The sequence below is a fragment of the Chitinophaga sp. 01L420 genome, from assembly GCF_056399985.1.
Genome location: NZ_JBFTSK010000076.1, coordinates 1 through 21,373 on the forward strand (window position 1 = coordinate 1; position 21,373 = coordinate 21,373).

12 protein-coding genes are annotated in these 21,373 nt (G+C 41.9%); 4 read left to right on the forward strand and 8 right to left on the reverse strand.

The genetic code is table 11. The annotated features are described in order from the left end of the window. Nucleotides 1-370: 370 nt before the first annotated feature. Nucleotides 371-1,381: a zinc-binding alcohol dehydrogenase family protein gene (locus AC1DP6_RS35045; protein ID WP_477059054.1), complete on the forward strand. Its 1,011-nt coding sequence runs from the start codon at nucleotides 371-373 to the stop codon at nucleotides 1,379-1,381. A 33-nt stretch (nucleotides 1,382-1,414) separates the two neighbouring features. Continuing rightward, nucleotides 1,415-4,201, forward strand: a complete 2,787-nt coding sequence (locus AC1DP6_RS35050) for a family 78 glycoside hydrolase catalytic domain (protein ID WP_477059055.1) — start codon at nucleotides 1,415-1,417, stop codon at nucleotides 4,199-4,201. A 344-nt stretch (nucleotides 4,202-4,545) separates the two neighbouring features. On the opposite strand, the gene AC1DP6_RS35055 is transcribed toward AC1DP6_RS35050, so the two are convergent. From AC1DP6_RS35055 to AC1DP6_RS35075, 5 genes are all read right to left on the reverse strand, one after another. Next, nucleotides 4,546-5,364 (reverse strand): SDR family oxidoreductase, encoded by an 819-nt coding sequence (locus tag AC1DP6_RS35055; protein WP_477059056.1) that lies wholly within the window; start codon nucleotides 5,362-5,364, stop codon nucleotides 4,546-4,548. Between the two features lie 164 nt (nucleotides 5,365-5,528). Then, on the reverse strand, nucleotides 5,529-6,539 hold the full coding sequence (locus AC1DP6_RS35060; protein ID WP_477059057.1) for a hypothetical protein: 1,011 nt from the start codon (nucleotides 6,537-6,539) through the stop codon (nucleotides 5,529-5,531). A 377-nt stretch (nucleotides 6,540-6,916) separates the two neighbouring features. Further along, on the reverse strand, nucleotides 6,917-9,640 hold the full coding sequence (locus AC1DP6_RS35065) for a sugar-binding domain-containing protein (RefSeq protein ID WP_477059058.1): 2,724 nt from the start codon (nucleotides 9,638-9,640) through the stop codon (nucleotides 6,917-6,919). 94 nt (nucleotides 9,641-9,734) lie between these two features. Then, complete coding sequence (locus AC1DP6_RS35070) at nucleotides 9,735-11,261, reverse strand: RagB/SusD family nutrient uptake outer membrane protein (RefSeq protein WP_477059059.1); 1,527 nt, start codon at nucleotides 11,259-11,261, stop codon at nucleotides 9,735-9,737. Between the two features lie 52 nt (nucleotides 11,262-11,313). Beyond that, nucleotides 11,314-14,652: a SusC/RagA family TonB-linked outer membrane protein gene (locus AC1DP6_RS35075; protein WP_477059060.1), complete on the reverse strand. Its 3,339-nt coding sequence runs from the start codon at nucleotides 14,650-14,652 to the stop codon at nucleotides 11,314-11,316. Nucleotides 14,653-15,637: 985 nt separating this feature from the next. On the opposite strand from AC1DP6_RS35075, the gene AC1DP6_RS35080 reads away from it, so the two are divergent. Both AC1DP6_RS35080 and AC1DP6_RS35085 read left to right on the forward strand, forming a co-directional pair. After that, the gene (locus AC1DP6_RS35080) at nucleotides 15,638-16,414 is read left to right on the forward strand and encodes a hypothetical protein (protein ID WP_477059061.1); all 777 of its coding nucleotides are present in this window, start codon (nucleotides 15,638-15,640) and stop codon (nucleotides 16,412-16,414) included. Between the two features lie 25 nt (nucleotides 16,415-16,439). Continuing rightward, nucleotides 16,440-17,135, forward strand: a complete 696-nt coding sequence (locus tag AC1DP6_RS35085) for a hypothetical protein (protein ID WP_477059062.1) — start codon at nucleotides 16,440-16,442, stop codon at nucleotides 17,133-17,135. Between the two features lie 331 nt (nucleotides 17,136-17,466). On the opposite strand, the gene AC1DP6_RS35090 is transcribed toward AC1DP6_RS35085, so the two are convergent. The 3 genes from AC1DP6_RS35090 to AC1DP6_RS35100 form a co-directional block, all read right to left on the reverse strand. Continuing rightward, nucleotides 17,467-19,038, reverse strand: coding sequence for a S41 family peptidase (locus AC1DP6_RS35090; protein ID WP_477059063.1), 1,572 nt, complete (start codon nucleotides 19,036-19,038; stop codon nucleotides 17,467-17,469). A gap of 10 nt (nucleotides 19,039-19,048) precedes the next feature. After that, complete coding sequence (locus AC1DP6_RS35095; protein WP_477059064.1) at nucleotides 19,049-20,206, reverse strand: thiol-activated cytolysin family protein; 1,158 nt, start codon at nucleotides 20,204-20,206, stop codon at nucleotides 19,049-19,051. A gap of 18 nt (nucleotides 20,207-20,224) precedes the next feature. Then, a partial coding sequence (locus AC1DP6_RS35100) for a thiol-activated cytolysin family protein (RefSeq protein ID WP_477059065.1) occupies nucleotides 20,225-21,373 on the reverse strand: 1,149 nt, incomplete at its 5' end.

Sequence of the window (21,373 nt, forward strand, 5' to 3'; positions counted from 1 at the left end):
TTTAACCCTTTTTTTTAGGAAAGAAAGTGGAGATGACAGGCATGGGGAATTGGGACGACGATTAATGCTAAAATTCAACGGAGATACATACTACACCTTAAATTCTGTTCTTAGAGGAAATTTTATTAAGCATTACCATTTCATTAAACGATTTACTTTCAAAGATATATAGCAACATAAAATCCAGACACAGCTAACCGGGGCGTCTCCGACAAGCCGCCCTCACCATAATCCCCCCTTTGCCAATATCCCCCACCTCTTAGCTAATATCCCCTACAAACATCTCCCCTGAAACCATTTTCTTTGCCTCTCGACCCTGCCTGCGAAAATATCCCGGCAGTTCCAAAGAATTTTGTATAAATTAATTGTATTGAAAACACTCATCTGCACCACTCCCGGCAATTTTGAATACGGCTTAGGCGCTATGCCTCAGCTGCAGCCGGGCTATGCCATTATTAAAATAAAGAAGATAGGGATCTGCGGCACCGACCTGCACGCCTTTGAGGGCACACAGCCTTATTTTACCTATCCGAGGATCCTGGGGCATGAACTGGCCGGAGAAATAGTCGCCGTGGATGAGGTGCCAGGATTTACAGCCGGTGATATCGTCACGGTGATTCCTTACGAAAACTGCGGTACCTGTATTGCCTGTAGGGCCGGAAAGCCTAACTGCTGTGAGCAGATAGCGGTGCTGGGCGTGCATAAAGACGGCGGCATGGTGGAGTACCTGGCTGTACCGGGGCGTTTGCTGGTGCAGGGGGAAGGACTCACATCGGAGCAACTGGCACTGGTAGAACCGCTTTCGGTGAGTGCGCATGGCATCCGCAGGGCAGAGGTGGAAAGTGGTGAATATGTGCTGGTGATGGGAGCAGGGCCGATAGGACTGGCTGCCATGGAATTTGCCCGTATTGCCGGGGCACAGGTGATCGCCATCGATATCCACGAAAAARGGCTGCAGTTTGCGAACACGGCGCTGGGGATCCCACATGTGCTGAATGCCAATGGGGACGTTGCCACGCAGATAAAGGACATTACCGGGGGCGATATGCCTACCGTAGTCATAGATGCCACCGGTAACCAGAAAGCCATCAACAATGGCATTCATTACCTGGCGCATGGAGGCAGGTATGTGCTGATAGGGCTGCAGAAAGAACTGCTGATGTTCTCTCATCCGGAATTTCACAAAAGGGAAACCACCCTGATGAGCAGCCGTAATGCTACCCGGGCCGATTTTGAACAAGTGATCCGTTGTATAAAAGAGGGACTGGTACGACCGGAAACCTATATCACGCACCGTATTAAGTTCGGGGAAGTGAAAACTACGTTCCGCTCTTTACTGGACCCACATAATGAAGTGATCAAGGCTATAGTGGACATGTAACCCTTTTCGTCCAATCATCTGAAAAATCAGTGTATGATGAAGTCCCCGTTGTTACTGTTGTTGCTATTGTTCAGCTCCGCCACGCTGGCCCAAAAAGTTCGGGTACATAGCCTGTTGTGTAACGGACAGGGTAATAACCCTCTCGGTATGGATGCTGCCAAACCGGTATTTAACTGGCAGTTGACTACCAGCAAACCCCATATTCATCAAACGGCCTACCGCATTTTGGTGTCAGATGATTCCGCTAAGCTGGCACATGACAAAGGCAACATCTGGGACTCGAAGAAAGTCATGTCGGATGAATCTATCCAGGTGCCATATGCCGGCAAAACGCTGAAGTCAGCTACTGTGTATTATTGGAAGGTAATGGTATGGAACAATGGGATTCCGTCCGACTGGAGTCGACTGTCTTACTGGCAAACCGGGTTATATACGCCCGGCGACTGGAAGAATGCACAATGGATAGGGTATGACGTGCTGCCGGACAGCCAGCGGATAGTGCCCGCCATTACGGATGACAGCAACCAAAAATACCGGCACCGCAATGATATACTGCCGTTGCTGAGAAAGGAATTTAGGATCAGCAAACCGCTGGCCAGGGCCACTGTTTTTATTTCCGGTCTGGGTCAGTTTGATCTTCATCTCAATGGAAATAAAGTAAATGGTTTTCTCGACCCCGGCTGGACAAAATATGACGAGCACGCACTGTATGTTACTTTTGATGTAACAAGACATCTGCAAAACGGCGCTAATGCCCTGGGGGTGATGCTGGGTAATGGCTTCTTTTATATACCCGGCGAAAGATACCGTAAACTCACCGGTGCTTTTGGTTATCCACAACTGATATGCCGCCTGTACCTGCAATACCGGGATGGCACTAGCGATAATATTGTGAGCGATCCCACCTGGAAAGCGGCTCCGGGCCCGGTTACCTTTTCCAGTATTTATGGGGGAGAAGATTATAATGCGCTGCTGGAACAAGCGGGTTGGGATAAACCGGGATTTCCCGATGAGGCATGGCGTAATGCACTGCCGGTACGCAGCTCGCCTCAACTACATGCACAAACAAATGGGATGAGCAGGTATGATCCGATTTTCCCGGTGAAAATTACCCAGCCTAAGCCAGGCGTGTGGTTGTATGATATGGGACAAAATGCATCTGCCATTCCTCATCTCACCGTAAAAGGTAAAGCGCATGCCGTGGTTAAATTAATACCTTCGGAACTGCTGACTCCCGATGGCCTGGCAGACCAGTCGCCGGTAGGTAGCCCGGTGTATTTCAATTATACCCTCAAAGGGGATAGTGTAGAAAACTGGGAGCCCAGGTTCATGTACTATGGCTTTCGTTATGTGCAGGTGCACGGGGCAGTGCCTAAGGGGCAGGCGAATCCCGGTCATCTGCCGGAAATTGACCTGGTGTACAGTATTCATACGCGTAATAATGCGCCGCATAGAGGTGATTTCCATTGTTCCAATGAGTTGTTCAATAAAACGTTTACCCTCATCGACTGGGCTATCCGCAGCAATATGAGCAGCGTGCTGACGGATTGTCCGCATCGTGAAAAACTGGGTTGGCTGGAACAGGCGCATTTAGTCGGCAGCTCTATCCGCTATAACTATGATGTTGCTACGCTATGCCGTAAGGTAGTGCAGGATATGATCCATGCACAAACTCCAGAGGGCCTTATCCCGGACATCGCACCAGAGTATGTACAGTTTGAGGGCGGCTTCCGCGACTCGCCGGAATGGGGCAGCAATGGCGTGATATTGCCCTGGTATATGTACCAGTGGTATGGTGATAAAAGTGTGTTGGAAGAGAGTTATGAGATGATGACCCGTTACGTGGCTTATCTCGGAAAAAAATCTGATCATCACATCCTCCGGCATGGGCTGGGCGACTGGTACGACATTGGACCTGAATTTCCCGGCGAATCCCAGCTTACGCCCAAAGGAATTACGGCTACGGCTATGTACTATTATGACCTCCGTATTCTAACGAAAGTAGCAGGTGTTTTAGGGAGAAGGGAAGATGCGCACAAATACCAGGTGTTAGCAGATGCGGTAAAAGGTGCTTATAATACCACCTTCTTTAACGATAGCACCAAACAATACGGGAGTGGCAGTCAGGCTGCCAATGCCATGTCGGTATACATGGAGCTGGTAGATCCCTATGATAAAGCTGCTGTAGTAGAAAATATTATCGAAGATATCCGTCAACATAATAATGGCATCACTGCCGGCGATATTGGTTACCGTTATCTCCTGCGGGTGCTGGATGAGGAAGGACGTTCTGATGTGATCTATGATATGAACAGTCGTTCCGATGTTCCCGGCTATGGACTGCAACTGGCAAAGGGAGCTACTGCCCTCACAGAATCCTGGCAGGCCTATCACAATGCATCCAACAATCATTTTATGCTCGGGCACCTGATGGAATGGTTTTATACCGGTTTGGCCGGTATCCGGCCTGCACCAGGCAGCGTGGCTTTCCGCGATATCGTGATCCGTCCGGAGCCGGTGGGAGATGTGACTGCTGTTGATGCCAATTACGAATCACCCTATGGTTTCATTTTTTTAAAATGGAAAAAAGAAGAGGGGGATTTCTCCATGAATGTAGTAATACCGGGTAATACCCATGCTACTATTTATGTACCTGCATTGTCTACTTCTGATGTAACGATGAACGGGCAGCGGCTCACCGAGGGGTATAAAGATGGGCATTATGTGATTGCAACCGATTCCGGAGAATATGCTTTCGTTGTTACCAATACACCACCTGTCAATAGTTCTGCCGGTAGTTATGCCGGTAATATTAAATAGTTAGGTATCCATAGTATATGTTGCTACGGTTAAATTCTCCATACATAATTTTTCCTATTCAAAAATCTCGTTTTTATCGATTTTTAAAATGAACAAGAATGAATGAAAAAAAAATGGACTGAATAGAACTGAATAAATGTTTTATTTGGACTCTTAGTATATTTGAATGGGTTAACAATCCTCCCTCAACGGAGGGTGACAAACAATGTACGAAGGCAGCTGCCCTTTCCAGGGTGGCTATTTTTTTGCAAGACAGTATATCTAAGCAGTTGCTTGGAATTGGTTCAATAAGAAAGCCGTTCTTTTCAGAGCGGCTTATTTATGTAGATCATTTATATTAAATGTTACGACAGGAACAAGTCCTTCTGTAATTTACCTCCAGGCACCACCGCATACTTATCAAAATCCGTAACACCAGCAGCCTTCAATACCTCTTCATCTATGAACGTATGTCCTGTATAAGACGCAGGCTGGGCTAAAATATATTCCACTGCATCAGCGATAATATCCGGGGTACGGCTCCGGTTAATCAGCGCGTCCCCACCGAGCAGATTTTTCACCGCCGCTGTAGCAATGGTGGTAGCCGGCCATAAAGCATTGGAGGCGATCTTATATTGCGCCAGCTCTTCTGCCCAGCCCATAGCCAGCATGCTCATATTATACTTGCTGATGGTATAGGCTACATGCGGACTAAACCATCTTGGGTCCATGTTGATGGGAGGTGATAAGGTGAGTATATGTGGATTATTACCTTTTTTCAGATAAGGAATACAATGTTGGGTTACCAGGAAGGTACCGCGTACATTGATATCATACATCAGGTCGAAGCGTTTGGCGGGTGTTTGTTCTGTATTGGTGAGCTGAATCGCCGAGGCGTTGTTGATCACGACATCGATGCCGCCAAACTTTTCTACTGCCTGTTGAACGGCTTGTGCGATCTGTGCTTCTTCCCGGATATCTACCTGCACCGCCAGGGCTTTGCCACCGGCTTCTTCTACTTCTTTGGCAGCAGAGTAAATGGTACCTCCCAGCCGCGGGTCTTCTTCCACGCTTTTGGCAGCAATGATGATATTGGCGCCTTTGCTGGCTAAACGTAATGCGATGGCCTTACCTATGCCGCGGCTTGCGCCGGTAATTAATATGGTACGTTGCTGAAAAGACATAACCCTTGCTTTTTACAGTGAGAAAAGAAAAGGAATTTAAGGATTCTTTTGCTGACTGCAAAAAGCAAGGGTTATTTTGAGGGGATAAAGAAAAAAATAGCGGGACTAGGAATAGCCCCGCGAGTCACCAACCTAAAAAATCAAAAGGGGTGATTAAGAAAACTTCATTGGGCATTACGAACTGCGATGAAGGAACAATCAAAATATGATTCGAATAGATTAATAAATTTGGTGGTGTCTGTCATAGCGATAGAGCTGGCAATTTCGTCTGATGATGACTTGGAGCCTACCGTCAATTGAAACGCATGGATCATTTTACGCTGCAGGTCAAAGGCCTCCAGGGTAATCTGATACGTATTTTCAAAAGCTGTTCTCAGCTCCAGTGCATTCACATCGAGATGATAGGCAATTTTCGCCAGGTTAAACTCCTCTTCCACGTTTTCTATCATATACTCCACAGTTTCTTTCAGGGCATACTCCATCTCGTCGGAATAATAGATGTTGGGGAGATGGGCTATTTTGTCCTGGTTCGCGAAGTTGATAAACAGGTCGAGACAGCATCTGTACAGGAATTTCTCTGCCAGCATCTCGATATACTTGCATTCATTGATTGCCTTAATAAGATAATTACATACCAGGTTGATTTTATAAGGCCTGTCCTGCAATGCACCRCTACCAGGCATCAGTTCCTTTTTAGCCAGTTGTGCCAGCTCAGGATGCTTTTCGCCTAACGCAGCCAGGTCCTGCGGTAATACATTAATATGGAAGCTGAACATTTCATCACCTCTTTTCATCGGGGCTTCATGAAACAGCGAGTTTAATTTAAAGAGGTTTACTTCTTTGCCATTGAGTGGATAAGTACCGTTTTGAGCTATTTCTGCTTTGGTACCACCATGCGCCATAAAATGAAGTACTACGATTTCTCTGCAGGTGACCGGTAATAAGTTGATAGCTTCCATCGCAAAGATTTCGTGCATCCAGAGTGAAAATACCCCTAACCGGATACACTGACAAACCATGTCAAAGTCGTAATCATGGGTATAGAAAACTTTTGCTGCTGGAATAATCAGGTGTTGGTACTCTTCCGGAATCTTTTCCACAGGCGTGAAATTCGTGTCATCCGTTTCAATTTTCAGAATCTTTTCGGGGAGGTTAGTTTTCTTTGGCTTAGCCATAAAACAATGAGATTTAAATGTTAATTGTTTTTGTTTTCCGGAGCCTGCTGATAGGGTGATTGACAGTTTGCTACCCGTTAAATAGGTTCACATAGGACAGTAACAAACTATTTCAATCGGCTGTCAGTATTGTATCATTAATTGTGTCTTTTAACGGTTACTTAGGATATACTAATAATACACGACTAAAATTCCGATCGTACTATAGTAATTAAACTTTTCTTTTGAGAATTTGTGGGTAGCAGGGTGAAATAGGATCATATTTTAAGTTTTATTATCAGTTTGAAAAAATAGGTCACCAACAAGACTATTAGCGACGTTTTCATAGAGTGCACATGGGGCGTAAACCATCCGCCCACATGTACCGCGTAATGCGTTTAATTATTTGTAGGCCAGGTCGGCTGGCCGGATTTCATTTTTTGGAGGGTTTCAGCGAAAACTTTTTCGTCAGGACTACCCTTCATCATTTGAAGAGCTTTCTCTTCCCATTTAATGGCTTCGCTAGATTTATTAATTTTATGAAGTAGGTTAGCATATGTGTCAAAAGCGTCAGGAGCCTGTTTATCCCAGGTTTCAATGCAATATTTCATTACTTCAACACCAAATGCAAGAACTTTTGGATCATCGACATGCTCAAATAGCATCCATGCAATATTATTGATCATAAAGTCAGGATGATGCAACGCCTTTTCAAAATAGAGTACGAAGTATTTACCATAATTCTTCCAATCCTGGGTTACATTTCCATAGTAATACATGCGCTTTCCGAAAATTAGCTCCTCACCAACAGATCCATATTTATCTGTAAATACTTGCTGTACACTATCCCAGTTTGGATTTAAATAATTGGTTCTCATATAAGGCTCTAGTTCTTCTATAGTGATAATATACTTTAATTTATAGATTGATGTATTTTCACCTAAAACAGAGTCGATTTTTTCAGAGTCGGAGATAAGCATTTMAAAGCCCTTATCCTTAGTTGTTCTTGTGATTTGTGTAATAAAGGTTAGGTTTTCTTTTGAATATGGGTCTTTTAATTGATTGATATATTCTCGACCAACATTTGTGGTTTTAGCTTGATCTTTCTTGCGAATAGCCATTAATATTAAGCGCCTGAGAAAGCTTGAGTCATGCTTACCTTTTTCATAGGAAAGAAGAAGTTCTGTATATCTGTCATCATTATCTTTAGTATCTATATCCTCCGCAATATAAAATCTAGGGTCTACTGTCTTTGATATTTGGGATACCAAATTATTATTAATTTCTCGAATTTCATTAATTGGTACTTTTATAATCTCTCTGTCATACGTGAGTAGACCATTTTCTTCTCCTTCAACGTCATATGGTTCAGTGTATATTGAACCACTCAGGCCTTCAGATTCTAATTTTTTTAATTCACTCATCATATAGGCATACCGCTTTTTTAATTCTGTAGACGGCACCTGTATATAGCCCCATCCCTGCATATCATCCCATTGATGACCAGGAACTGATACGCCAACTCCACCAAACTCGCCTAGTACTCTCGCCTTTCCTGCTTGTCCAGGTGCATTTCGTGGATCTGGATAGGAATGTACATCAGTTAAATCGCTATTTATCCAAGGAGAGTCTGAAGGTTGTCTTAATTGATCATTTACGTATAACAATTCGCCGGAGTGCCCATTTACTATTCTGCTAGGATCATTTTTCTTAACCCATTCTGTCAAGCGCCGTTGGTCGTATGATCCCCATCGCTCATTAAAAAGCACCCACGTAGTAATACATGGATAGTTGTGTAATTGATCAATTGTTTCCTTTATCTCTTCTTCAAATATCTGTTTGGCCCCTTCTGGAAGTCCGTGAGGAGGGTTTACAAAATCTTGCCACACCAATACTCCAATTTTATCAGCGTGGTAATACCATCTACTAGGTTCTATTTTTATGTGTTTTCGGATAGTGTTGAAACCCATGGCTTTGATCGCCTTTATATCAAATGCCAATGCTTCATCAGTTGGAGCAGTATATAAACCTTCCGGCCAAAATCCTTGATCAAGCACTCCCAGGTTATAGGTATACTTGTTGTTTAAGAAAATCCGGTCCGCTCCTTTTTCATCTTTTTGGATATCAATTTTACGCATTCCGAAGTAACTTGTTATTTTGTCTACGACCATATTTCCTTTGAGTAATTTTATAGAAAGGTCGTATAGGAATGGGTTGTCAGGAGACCATAAATCTGGATGAGGGATTTTTAGCGCTATCGAAGTTGTATTTTTATCAACTTCTTTTTGCTGTGCAATGAGTTGTTTTTTTGTACTTATTATCTCCCCATTTTTTAATGCTGTAACTTCCAATGTTAGGTTCGAAGTCTCTCGAGTTGTATTTATGTCAATTAAAAGCGTTTCTTTATCTATGTCAGGGGTAGTTTTTATATTCGAAATACGTTTATTCGGAACTGTCTCAAGCCAAACAGTTTGCCATATACCACTTGATGCTGTGTAATAAATATTTGAAGGGTTGAGTACTTGTTTCCCATGAGGATTTGGCCCCAGGTCCGTTGGATCAAAGACCTTTACTGTTAATTCATTCTTCCCTGGATTTAAGTACTCAGTAATGTCAAAGTAGAAATTTTGATATCCGCCAGTATGCTGGCCAATTTCTCTTCCATTAATATAGATAGTGGATTTCCAATCTATAGCATCAAAATGTAATAACAATCGCTCGTCAGAGTGTAAATTAGGTTTTTGTATAAATCGTCTATACCATAAATTATCATTTGGCATCAATTTTCTTTGTACACCCGATAGTGATGACTCTACTGGGTAGGGAACAAGAATGAATCCAGTATAATCAATTGGAGCATTTTTGCTTGAATCAGTAATTGCATATTCCCATTGACCATTTAAATTTTCCCAATTTTTGCGCACCATTTGCGGGCGTGGGTATTCCTTTAATGCGTTATTAGGATTGACATCTTTCGCCCATCTAGACTGCAGGTGAACCGGCTGCATTTGGTATGTTTGGGCCCCTAGAATATTATCTGATGTATTTTTAGGGTTCTGTGCATGGGTATAAATTGATATTGATAGGACTAATGCTAAACATTTTAATTTATTTTTAATCATTTTTTTCCTTTTTGGGCCAATTATTTAGATAATAAATTTGAGATGAAGATATATATCCACTTCGTATTGGAGGTCAATGGCGATCTGATGTCGTTTAGTATCCATCATTTTGTGTGAGATTAGGATCACTTGCCAAATCCAAGTCCCTAAATGGATATAATTGCCAATTGCTATTCCAAATACCTCCCTTTTTTGGAGTGACAATACTCATTACGTCATTAATTTTATTTGTCCTCTTTAGATCAAACCAGCGATGTCCCCATTCTGTGAAAAGTTCGACTTGTCTTTCATGTAAAATCACCGACAATAATGACTCTTTGGTTGTTGCAGTCGTTTTGGGTAATCCAGATCTTTCGCGAATTCGGTTTAAATCATCTGAAGCACCATTAATATTCGACTGTTGTGCCCTGGCTTCGGAGCGAATAAGATATTGTTCAGCCAGCCGTAATACCACAGTATATTCCTCTACGGGAGCATTGCCTGCATTGATTTTATATTTATAAGGATAATAGTAAGTGTGTTTAGTTATACTATCCTCTTTTACAACAACACTGTCTATCCAATTTTTTTTCCGCTGATCTCCTTTCTCGAAACTATTTACAACACTATTACTTAAGTAAACTGGGTAATTACCACTGACGGTAGGACCCGTAGCGGGAAGTATGAAGAGATTTGCATCTTCTGTATTTGGAACTCCAGTAGGGTCAAGAGTTGGTTGTAATGACCAGATAGTTTCAGTGCTATTCCTTAAGAATACGTTGTTCAGGCTGTTAAGATTATATAGAGATGAATTATTGATAACTAAGCTAGATTGCTTCTCAGCATTCACCCAATCGCCCTTGTATAAATAAACCCTTGCTAACAAAGCGGTTGCAACCCATCTGTTGGGCCTTATTCTTTCGTTTGTCGCACTAATTGAATTACCTGCAACATAAGTTTCCGTTAGTAGTCCTTGAGCGTCTTCTAAATCAGAAATGATTTGTTGATACACCGTCTGCTTTGTGGATCTGGGCAAAATTGCGTTTACCGTGTAGTCGGTTGTAATCGTTAATGGAATGTCTCCGTATAAATTCGTAAGATAGAAGTGGCAAAATGCTCTCATGAATTTAGCCTCTCCTAATAATTGTTTTTTTACCGATGGCGTCAATCCAGTAGAGCTATTTATTCCCTCTATTGCTGAATTTGTTATATAAAGAATTGGATAAATATTAACAGAGAAATCCATGCTCCCGGTTGTAGACCTGGTCAATCTATTGAGATAGTAGGGTATATATTCTTTGGCGCTATTATTGGTTCCTCCGATAATGGTTAATTCGTCAGCTGATAGTGCTGGGAATAATGTTACCGATGTAAGACCTCCCCTACGCAATGTCGAGGTCATTTTTGTATAGATGCCGATAAGCACTGCAGATGCGGTAGCATCTGAGTTATATACATTTATAGCATTTATATCCGTAATTGGCGCATCGATGCTAATTAACTTTTTGCAACCAAGCAAATTTACAACTAAGAGAAGAATAATTAATTTGCAAATCATTGCATGTTTAGATTTAGTATGCAATGCTACCGGAGATCTCTTTTTTATAAGGAATGGACGATTATTTTCAGCTATTAGTTTCATGATAATTTCGATTATTTTCAGTTTGTATTTTCTCTTCTCGTTCTAAGGAGAATTATAAGGAGATTCGTGCTCCCATTGTTAGTACGCGTAGCGGCGGTAGTGCATCTATACTTTTGGTTTCAGGATCTAGACCTATAAATTTAGTAAAGGTTAAAAGATTTTGCCCGAGGACAAACAGCTGGCAATTACTCGCGTGAATCTTTCTTTTCCATGATTCCGGTAACTGCCAAGAAAGGGATATGTTCTTCAATCTAATATAAGATGCATCGGCCCATGCCCCGTCACTGTAAAGTGCATTTCCCCATGATGAATATATTGCATCGTCAGAATTGAATCTTTGAATTGGACGTTTATCGCCCGTTTTTTGCCATCTATCAAGTACGCTTGTAGGCATATTATTAATGAAACCTCCGGGGTTGCTTTGGCCGTACTGATAGCCCATAGCTTTTTGCTTTACAAACTGAAATAGAATCTCCAGTTCAAAGTTTTTATATTTAAAATTGTTCTGAAATCCACCATAAAAATCAGGATAAGTTTTGACTAGTACAGTTCTATCATTTACATAATCGGGATTGAATGTGGGATTACCTTTACTATCCTCAAATTGGTACTGACCTGTTGCTGGATCAACTCCCAAAAGGTGATATAGTTTTGTGCTCATAACGGGTTTCCCAACTTCTAACATATCGAAGTAGGACGACATAGCCAGGTTGGGGAATGCAACTAACTTATTTTGGGGAACAGTTAAATTGATATCACTTGACCAACTAAAATTGTTCGTATTGATGTTCTTGGTGGACATTGAAAACTCCCATCCTGTGTTTTGTATAGTTGCCGGGAAGTTCTTTGCGACAGATTGAAATCCAGCAAATATTGGTAAAACGTATGATAGTAATTGATTGGAGGATCTGTTGTAGTTGTAATTAAGAGAGAAGAGCATTTTATCTTTTAGCACTCCCAGATCAAGCCCGAATTGCAATTTCTTGGTTTGCTCCCAGGCTAAATAGGGATTGGTTATCCCTTGGGGTTCTAATCCGATAACATTTTGATAGGGAATAGCAATCCGATCAAGCGGAGTATATAAGTTAAGAAATCTATATTCACCAAGTTGATCATTTCCTGTTATCCCATAACTTCCCCTCATTTTACCAAAGCTTAAGAATGGAAAAGTATTTTGAATGAATTTTTCGTTAGAGAATATCCATGCAAATGCGATAGAGCCAAAATTGTGAAATTGGTTTTTGTCTCCAAATCTACTGCTACCATCTCTACGAGCATTCACATTAATGATATATTTGTCATCATAGGTATATTTTAAGCGTGAGAATAGGGCATTATATTTATATATAGTGGCAAGAGATGAGATTACATATAATTGTGTTGCCGAATGGATATCTTCCAGAACTGCATCGCTTAAATATCCCCCACCTAGATACTGTACTTGTTTACTGTTTGTTTGCTGTATGGTGGTCCCTAATAGTGCTTCAATTTTTCCTCTTTTGATTTGGCGAGAATATGTTATTTGAGGTTCTATAATCCATGTTGCGATTGAACTATTACTATAGCTCGCTGATCTGGGATTGAAAAGCACTCTGTATTCGGGTCGAACAGATAACGATGAGACGGCAATGGTTCCATCCGACTGCATATTTGTATAACCCAAGCTAGTTTTTATATCTAAGCCCGGTAGCACTTCATAACTTAGAAGTGCATTCCCAAATAGATTAAATGTATTTAATTTATATTTATTATAAATATATGCTGCCGGATTATAAGCAAATGTTGAGTTACCAGCAGCATCTGGTGCCCAGTTTAATCCCCCATCTTTATTATATAAAGGCGGAGCGGTGGGCGGAAGATTAATAGCCTGACTTGTTAGATCGTTATTGGGAAGTAGATTTTTATCAACTAAATAACTACCTGATACCTGCAGGCGAAACCTTTGATTTGTAGATATGTTGTTGATGTTAAAATGTATTGACGATTTCTTGTCTGTAAAATTTCCTGGAAAGACAGTTGATTCCGCATGAAATCCGGCACCAACTAAGAATTGGGTATTTGCATTTCCTCCCGAAACACTGCCCTGAAAATCTGTGTAGCGAGCCGTATTCCCTAAGAGTTCTTTTTGCCAGTCTGTTGAACGAGTTGTATCCCATACTCCATTAATATCATAGTCAGTTGGAGATATTGGGAGGCCATCGTTTTTCTTTGCTTCATTGCGCATTTCTAAATATTGCTTCGTATTTAGAAGGTTCATCTTTCGTGTTAACTGCCCCCAGCCAGTTTGCATATTAACGTCTACCTTGGTCTGTCCAGATTTTCCCTTTTTTGTCGTAATGAGAACCGCACCGTTGGCAGCGCGCGAACCATAAATGGCTGTGGCGTCAGCATCCTTTAAGACGTCAATGCTTTCAATGTCGTTTGGATTTATAAAATTCATTGGGCTCCCATTTGATATTATGCCATAGTTATTTGTCGATATTGAAGGTAATAGTTGGGAGGTGAATGGTATTCCGTCAATGACGTAAAGGGGATTGTTTCCGCTTTCAAGACTATTTTCCCCTTGAATTCGTACAGTAACTGCCGCTCCCGACAATCCTGAGGTTTGAGTAATGAATATGCCAGGTATTCTTCCTTGTAAGGCCATTAGAGGGTTGCTTACTGGCTGCTTTTCTATATCCACAGCTTTTACTGTGCTAACATTTCCGGTACTCACTCTTCTTGTTGTCGTACCATAAGCAATAACAACAGTTTCGTCTAAGCTATTAATATAAGGCTTTAACTGTATTAGAATGCTCCTGTTTTTCACAGGCATCTCTCTAGATAGAAAACCTAAGGATCTAAATATTACAACTTCGCCTTTATTTATATTTGATAGCAAGAAACTTCCGTCCTCATTTGTTATTGAACCTTTGTTGGAGTATTTCAATGTTACACTGACTCCGGGTATTGGGTTGCCTGCTTGGTCTGTTACTTTTCCTGTAAGAGGAAACGTAGAACTGGAAGTGTCAACTATATTTTTATATATCGATACTTGATTACTTATTTCTCTAAAAACTATAATTGATTTATTTTTTAATATAAATTTTACATCTTTTTGATTATTTAGCAAAAATGCCATTACTTCTGAAATCTCTGTTTGTTTAAAATTCACGCTTATGATTTGGGTCTCATTCAAGTCTTTTACAGAATTGTTAAGTTTGACAACTAATCCAGTTTGCTGATAAATATTCTCGAATACATATTTTAGTGAAACATGACTGGCAGTTAATGTGAGTGTGCGCATCTGCCTCTTATACTTAGCTTTTGCTTCATTAATATTGGATGCTAACATTAATATGAATATTAATGAGAGTATTCTAATTAATATCATAGTTATCGGCTTTTTCATAAACTAAATTTTAATATTTCATGCTGATAGCGCGCTATCGTTATTTAAGAACAGATTTAATTTAATTTAATCCTACTTTAAATAATACACGCTGTAAAATGAATCGTACTAAAATTGGCATTCATCTTATCTAATATAGTTCTACGGCGAAACAATTCTTATATACAATTAAATATTACAATGTATAATTTATTGTTTTATAATTATTTATTTTATTTTTATATGATTGTTTTTTCCGAGTGGTACCTTTATAGCATCGATGTGTTTCAGTATTGTATAATTAAATCATATCAGCATTGTAGTTAATTTATGCTGTATATATTTGCCGAATACATCCACTAAAAGTAAGTGAATTAGACAGCTGCATATTTTCGCTCTCTTCCGCGGCTTAGAGACTTGCAAGAGTCTTCTGCAATTAATATTATCATGGCATGATCCACAATAGTGTTGTGCGACCGACATCGTTTCAAACACTTCTTTTACTATTGGAAACCTTGTGCACTGTTTCTGACAGTCACTATTCTTTTCGTATAAGCCATCAATAACAGCCGTAGTTTTCGTCACTCGATTTTGCGCCAGCAAACAGGGAAGCCTTGCTTTTCTTCATGATTGTGCACGTTTTGGTAAATAGATTAATTGCTTCAGCTGGTTTTACAATGTTGTCTATCTAGATACGCCACAGATAATGCAGAAAGTTTGGATTTAATTATTTTTTTTGAGAAACTGACAGAACCCTTTATGGGTATATATTTATCAAAAATGAATTTTCATAGCAACTTTAGAAATAGGAATAAGATATTGATTCATTTTTGTTAATGCCAATGTGAATCAATTGTTTGTTAATATGGAATAACAAAAAATTGATAATAGGAAGAGCATTCATATATTCCCCCATTTCTCTCCCCTTGTTTCCCTCCCTCCACCAAATCCCGACTAATACCTCAGAGCATATTGCTCACCTTAGATCACATTAACCCCAATAGTCATGATTTACTCGAACCCCAATGGCGTTCCTTCTATCGTAGTAGAAGAAGGCCAGCAATTTACACTACGAGCCCGCGACGCGCATAAGTCGGGCTTATCCGTTGCCCGCGTAAGGCCGCTCACCACTGCCGCTTTGCTAACCCTCGCCGGAAGGGCGCCTGCCAATGCACCGCGACTGTCGGACCCAAAAGCATTTGAACATATTGATAGTACGGAAGGACTGGTCAGTCTTTCCACATTAGATGCTGAGGGTAAAATTGATGGTTACAGTGTAGGATTTATCAGTGGCTTGTTGCAGTCTTTTAATCCACATGAAGCGGCGCTGCCAAGATCTGTAAAGCGTTACATCCCTTTAACGGGAGAAAAGGATTGTGGTTGCGGCGGTAAAAAATCAAAAGCAAATGATATCAGCCGTTACGCGGCATTACCTGCACACATTTCTGAAGAACAAATGCTGGCAGCGAAAACACACCGGATCGTATCTGCCACCGTGCCGGAGTTCCTCGTCAACTTTCATGTATACGAACTCTTTGTGCGGCTGGGCGATGTCATTGTGCAAAAAAATGCCACGCTGATAATAGACCAGGACATCAGTTTTGCGATTGCCGACAATGTACTGGGATACCAGGGCTCCCGCATCATTCAGCGCGCCGACATACTCACACTTGATATCACCGGAACACTGCGCGGCAATATCCGAAAACTTGCCCACACCGTATCGGATGTGGTAAAAGTAGACTGGAAAGCACTCGCATTAGAAGCAGTGGACAAACCTTAACTCATCACTTCAAAAACTTTATAATATGCCTAGCGGAACAGAATGGAACCTCACAGGAGATGCAGGTTCCGATAAAGGAGCAGCGCCCAACGGCGTATCAGGGCCTAACGGGGCCGATGGCCAGCGTGCCCAGTGTCATATTTTTGGCGATGCCGGATCTACCAGGGGGCAGGATGGCTCACATGGTACACCGGGTCTGAATGGAGAAGATGGAGGCGCCGGCAAAGCCGGTAGAACCCTCAAACTAACTGTTTCTACTTTTGAAGGTGGCATCACCTTCAATGCCCAGGGAGGACGCGGTGGAAATGGCGGCCATGGTGGCAATGGCGGTAACGGTGGCAATGGTGGACGCGGAGGAGACGGCGGCGGTTGTGAAAGCGCTTCTGACGGTGGTACCGGTGGCAATGGCGGAGCTGCCGGCAGCGGTGGCAGAGCAGGCAATGGCGGTGCTTCCGGCTTCGTGGATTTAAAGTATAAAAACTTCAACATCGGCGACATGCATTATCCTATTCCTGGCGGAGCGGCCGGCGAAAGAGGAAAGGCCGGCTTACCGGGAACAAACGGTGTAGGCGGTGGCGGTGGCTATGGTGGCTGCGCATGGTTTGACTGTGAAGACAATGGCAACTTCGGAGGTAACGGAAATCCAGGTGCTTCCGCCGGCGATGGCGACGCAGGAAACGATGGTGCCCCCGGATGGTTTGATCAGGGATCCATTGTATAATGGCGCCAGGGGCGCAGCTGATAATCTGTTTGTTTATGTTTTTGCTTTGTTTACGAAACCTGAACAAAGCAAAAACATAGGCAAATGGCATTGAAATTTTTATGCTTTGACACAGTTCATTTTACAGCCTCCTACCTCATTACTACTTCTCGTATACTTCTCCAGTACCTAGGACTCGTCTATCTATTACATTCCCACTATATTGCTATTACTGTTCCACTGCACTCTTATTACTGTTACATTACTCTTTTACTACACTCCTACTACTCTCCTACTACTCTTTCACCGCACTATGTCTGCTATACAATCCCGTGTTCAAACATCCAATTACTCATTTAAAATGCAGCTTACGCGTCTCTTTTATCAAACCCGGAAATGCCTGATCATATTTATAGATTGTTCTCCCCCGAAAACCGGTTACCGGCTTGCGTAGCAACTCCACAGCCGGGAGCCGATAACCGGGAGCAATGATGGCGAAAGCACTGCGTAACGAAGGATCCCGCAAATCACCAAAGTCAACAGCAGGATTATCTATTACAGAAATATCTGCAGGTATACCATCAAAAAAAGCGCCCTCATCATTGGCGTTTTTATCGTGGTAAAGTGACATGTAAATTTTATATTTATTTATATTGATATCAAAAAAACCAACAGGCTTACCATAGGTGCTCACATGACCACCGGAAAATGAAACGCCGATCAGTTTCACATCCATATACGGCTTCAGGCTATTGATCAGTAATTCGCTGGCAGAAGCCGTGGCATCGCTTACAATAAAAAATATCCTTTTTAAATTACCAATACCACCTTCTTTTTCAAAGAGCGTGGTATTTGCTTTCAGGCTATAATCAACATCCAGCAGGGTGGCTTTTTTTTCTCCGATCATAATCGGGTTACCCGCGTCATCCACTATGGGCTGGTTGGCCAGGATGCTGGCTTTCCCCTGCTGCATGAGGGGATTATAGTATTCCCTGAACATGACTTTTTCATTATCAACGGCCGGCACCAGCCTGTTCGCCAGATATTGACAGGTGCTCTGAAAACCACCACCATTATAGCGCAGATCGATGATCAACTCCGTAATATGCTGTGCTTCAAACCGGTTAAAAACAGGCTCCAGGTATGCCCGTGTATTACTCTCTCCTGTAAACCGGTCATAGGCAAGATAGCCGGTACTGACATTCCCGATATTGAAAACCGTATCCTTGAATAAGGGATTCTGAACCGGTACAGTAGCTGATAGGGTTACTTTTTTCTCAACGCCCGAAACAGCATCTGCTACTGTAAAATGTATCAGCGGGTCTTCTGTTGCTTTTTTAATAAAGCTGTAGAACGCTTCTGACGTAGCAGCCATATGGTCATTCACGCTTTTTATGATATCTCCCCTCTTTAGTCCCGACAGTGCTGCCGGCGCATCTCTGTTTACCGTCAGTATCCTGATATCATTATTATCCATCGCTACCAGCGAAAACCCGAAATTCCTGCCAATCGTTTTTAATGACGCTGCTGTAACAGGATTATTATTTGCCCCGGATGGGTTCATAAAATCTAAGATCGTTGAATACTTTGGTATTTCAGGTTGATGAATATTGTATTCAAACGATTGCTGTGTAACAGGATTGATGGCATAGCGCGTTATATCAAACAATTCTGTTTGAAGCAGGTCCAGGTTACTTTTCGATGGCTCTGCCGCATACTTCTCCGGCGCAAATTTATCGTATGATGGCAGCTGATCATTCCAGTAATATACCTGTTGCGCATATAAAAAAACGGAATCCAGTATTTTGTTTATTCCTGTGCCGCCTTCAGGAGGTGGCACAGGTTGATCATTTTTTTTACAGGAGCAAAACAACACAACAGATATCATCCAACAGCCTATCAGTAATGAAGATGGGTATTTCATTTGCTTCTTTTTAATTAGGATAATCTAAGCGGTATGTTGTTCTAACATTTGAGTTATCACTCATATATTTCATGGTAAATGCAATAGGAACACCGGGGTCAGCTGCAGTAAAGGCTCCACTGCTACCTATAAATTTCACGAACTCATCATACCCATTAACAGATTGTGTTTGCGGCGTTCCGGAGCCTCCAATCAGGTATACATTTATCCGGGAACTGTTCACTACTCTCTTCTCTTCCTCTGTTAACGTTTCCGTGGTACGTTTAAATATGCGCCTGACCGTCTTTTCATATTGCGTTTTCAGATTCTCCAGGGTTTCATTGGACTCTATTACGATAATGCCCATCCGGCCATAGGTAATAGAATTAATATATACAGGGGTATATCCTTGTAGTACCGCCTGATCTACGTTGGTTTCATCAATGAGCTTTCCATTCTGAGGTGCTTCCAATCTCATTACAAAATTCTTCAGGCTGAATTTTGCTACCAGCGCTGAGCGTTTATCAGTTTTCACTGATTGAAAATTGAAGGAGCTGCTGGAAGAATAGAACAGTTTCTTAATATTTTCATTAGACCCAAACGCCCGTTTTATCTCATCATAAAAAGAGAAACCAAAAGTTTCATAGAGAAATTCCTCAATCTGCGCACCTGAAAAACCTGGCGCCAGCAATGCCGTTCTCAAAAATACCCTGGTACGGGAAAGAGAGGGAGTATCTATTACACCCACGGCAGCATCAGAAGGGAAAGATACGCTTACCGTAATCGGGACTCTTTTATAATTACGAATGGGGAGAGGAACAAAATTAGCGTCATTTACGGTATTACCCCGGATCAATGAGCCAGGATAAATATATCCCTGGTTATCCGGCACTACTACCTGTTCATCAGTAGTATAAAAACTGGAATAGCCACCACTGTTGGGCCATATACTATCCCGTAGAAATTCACCTGTGCCGTTTATTTTTAATCTGTCGAGATAACCTTTTATCCCTGTTTCCTTTCCTGTTTTTATAGTAATAATGGTATCTCCATACTTTGGCAGATCGCTGAAACGGTAGCTGCTACCGGTTGCCTTATCAGGTATTGAATCCACCTGTTTTTTTGAGCAGGATACCAGTGCAATGGCGATTGCACTGGTAAGAAAAAAAGCTTGTCTGATATCTATCATAAAATAGCATTAAAGAAGTTAATTTGATTTTGTGGGCAATGGAAAATATCCATCTCCACTTAACATGTTATAGTCATAGGTATAAATGGACGTATTGCTACGCCCCCCACGTGTACCGGTAGGGCCGGTTGTAACCGTTCTATACACTATTTCGTCTTTATGTATCAGTAAGCGGGTACCTTTCGGTGTATTTCTGAACGATTCATCGGAATTAGTCTTTTTGATGCCAGCGGGCTGAGTTCCCTCCTTGGGATATTGCAATATGGTAGTTTCGTGACCCTTGAAGTTGATAAAATTATATCCCTTCGTAGGTACGGTGCCGTTAGGATCCTGGTAAAATGCCACATATATGTCCGCGAACGTATTCATAAATGTGCCGTTAGCGGTATTACCAAAGGCGGTATGCTCGTTTTCAAATTCAGCCCGTGCATATACCTTATCAAAGGGCCCATAGTTCACCTCAAAAGGAGCGGCTACATTGCTGTCGTCATTTACATAACGCATCTTAAAGGTAATAGGTACACCGGGAGATTCCGGTGTGTAGGTAAGCCCTTTGGTGATCAGTTCTGCGAGTCCGGCCAGCCCGGTAATGGTTTTTACGGCATCTTCTCCGCTTACACCGGCAACAGATACTTTTATCTCTGCAGCATCAATGATCGCCTTTTCGTCCGTTGTCAGTGTACTACTGCCATTAACGATACCGAGGATACTAAATGCTTTCCGGAACACCGCAGTAGCGGTTTCTTCTTCCGCATCTGTTTCTATCGTCATAATTCCAAGTCGGCCATAGGTAACGCTGCTTACATACAATGGTGCAACCGAACCAAATACAGATGGATTAGCGTTCCGGTCGATCAGTTCGCCGTCCTCCGGAATATCCATATCTATGGTAAAGTTCTGTTGCAGGAACTTAACCATGATGCCTGTTTTCTTGGAAACGGCATCTACATTCCTTCCGCTGCTGGTAGCATTGTTAACAAAGAGCAGGTTGGTTTTTGAATTATATCCGTATAATTCCTTCAACTCCTGGTAGTAGCTGAATGATTTCATTTCATAATTGAAGGTGGAAAATCCCCCCTTGCCTGCAAATTCATTTTTTAATGCATCCCGCACCACCTGCCGCATGGCGCTGGAAGAGGCTACCGGAATCACTTTAGACACCTTTTG